The organism is Micromonospora sp. S4605 (assembly GCF_003176715.1).
Taxonomy (GTDB): Bacteria; Actinomycetota; Actinomycetes; order Mycobacteriales; family Micromonosporaceae; genus Micromonospora; species Micromonospora echinaurantiaca.
Genome location: NZ_QGSW01000061.1, coordinates 1 through 1,844 on the forward strand (window position 1 = coordinate 1; position 1,844 = coordinate 1,844).

Annotated in this window: 3 protein-coding genes and 1 pseudogene; all 4 read left to right on the plus strand. The window is 77.1% G+C overall.

The window, feature by feature from the left end; genetic code table 11:
- A partial coding sequence (locus tag DLJ47_RS03180; protein WP_146228016.1) for a helix-turn-helix domain-containing protein occupies positions 1 to 301 on the plus strand: 301 nt, incomplete at its 5' end.
- A 46-nt stretch (positions 302 to 347) separates the two neighbouring features.
- Positions 348 to 626 (plus strand): hypothetical protein, encoded by a 279-nt coding sequence (locus tag DLJ47_RS03185; RefSeq protein WP_109898614.1) that lies wholly within the window; start codon positions 348 to 350, stop codon positions 624 to 626.
- Between the two features lie 62 nt (positions 627 to 688).
- Positions 689 to 1,240 (plus strand): DUF3558 family protein, encoded by a 552-nt coding sequence (locus DLJ47_RS03190; RefSeq protein WP_233257630.1) that lies wholly within the window; start codon positions 689 to 691, stop codon positions 1,238 to 1,240.
- 16 nt (positions 1,241 to 1,256) lie between these two features.
- Positions 1,257 to 1,844: pseudogene (locus DLJ47_RS03195) on the plus strand (hypothetical protein); the annotation flags it as partial.

Consider the following 1,844-nt stretch of genomic DNA (forward strand, 5'->3'; position numbering starts at 1 on the left):
GGCGTTGACCGCCGCCGCCGGCGAGTTCGACGCGCTGGGCGCGGCGGCGCTGGCGGCCCGGGCCCGCGCCGAGGCGGACCGCACCGGCGGCCGCCCGCCGGCGCCGCGCCAGCTGACCGGCACCGAGCTGGAGGTGGCCCGGCTCGCCGCCGCCGGGCGCACCAACCGGGTCATCGCCGACACGCTGTTCATCAGCCCGAAGACGGTCGAGGCGAACCTCGCCCGGGTCTACCGCAAGCTGGGCGTCGCCAGCCGGGCCGAGCTGGGCGCGGTGATGGCCCGCGCCGACGTCGAAGGATAGGGAAACACCCGATTACCCGGGCGCCACGCGGACCTAGCGTCGACGCATGGCCGCTCGACTGTTCGTCCTCGAACGCTACGACCGGGGTCCGGAGGAGCGCGCCGACGAGCCCGTCGGCGGGTTGACCACCGGCACCACCCGGCTGCGGGGCGCGCTGCGGATCCCCGCCGACGACGTGGTGCTGGCACTGGTCGAGGGACCCGACGCGGAGACGGTGGCGGCGGTGGCGGCCGCCGCCGGCTGGCGGGTGGACCGGCTCGGGCCGGCCGAGTGGATCGTCGCGCCGGAGTGCCCGGCGCCAGCGGCCGGGGCGGACCCGTCGTGACCGGGCCGCGGGCCCATGGTGCGCGGAACCCGGCCGTTCGTCCATACAGAAGGGATGTCGAGGTGAAGCAGATTCGTCGATCCCGGTGGTCCGGGCTGCTGCTGGCCGGGCTGCTCGGCCTGACCGGGGCGGTCGCCGGCTGCGGCGGCGCGGAGGAGACACCGCCGGCGGCTGGCGACGCGGTGCCGCCGGAGGTGGTGGCCACCGCCGAGAGCACGGCCGCCGAGCCGTCCCCGACGCCCACGGCGGCCGCGGTGGACCCGTGCGCGCTGGTGTCCAAGCAGGAGGCCGAACAGCTCGCCGGCACCAAGCTGGAGGACGGCCAGCCGGTGCGTGAGACCTGCACCTACGTCGGGCCGGTCAGTGGGCCGACCGCCCAGGTCGAGGTCTTCGTCGGCGACGGGGCGAAGAAGTTCCTGGACATCGAGCGGGACCTCGGCCACGAGCTGCGCCCGCTGGGCGGGGTCGGCGACGAGGCGTACGCGAGCCACGAGGCGGTCTTCGTCAACGGCTCGGGGGTCTGGGTGTCGGTGCGCCTGGTCCGGCTCAACGATCCGGCGGAGAATCGCGCGCCGTTGGAGAAGGTGGCGCGTACCGTGGCCGGCCGGCTCTGAGCGGGGTGCGGCGGCGATGAGGACGAACCGCAGCGCCGGCGCCCGCTGGCTGGTCGTGGTGACGGCGCTGGCCGTACTGGCCTCGGCCGCGGCCTGCTCGGGTGACCGGCCGCCGGGCGGCGGGCCGGCCGACCCGTACCACGCCGACGCCGTCCGGTACGGGCTCGCGCCGCAGCCGCACCCCGACGTGACGTACCAGCCGGACGTGGTCCTGGTCGGCGGCGGTGGCGCCGCCGTGCGGTCGGTGACCGACGACGGGCTGACCTGGCGGATCGACCCGGACGCGGAGCGGGCCGCCGACCTCGCCCCGGGCAAGGTCATGTTCCTGACCTCGCGGGCCGTCGGCCGGGTGGTGGACGTCCGCCGCGACGGCGGCGACCTGGCGGTGACCATCGGTCCGGTCGAGCTGACCGAGGTGATCCGGGACGGCACGTTCCGCACCGCCGCGCCGGTGCCGCTGGACCGCCCGATCGCCTACTCCGCGGGCACGCCGTCCTGGGTCGCCGCCGACCTGCCGCCCGAGCCCACGCGCAGCGGCGGCACCGGCGGCGGAACGTCGGGCACGGACACCGGCGCCTCGTCGAGCGGCGGGCCGGGCGGGGAC

Coding starts and splice junctions, on each gene's coding strand:
- DLJ47_RS03185 (WP_109898614.1), top strand. CDS start 348: ATGGCCGCTCGACTGTTCGTCCTCGAACGCTACGACCGGGGTCCGGAG.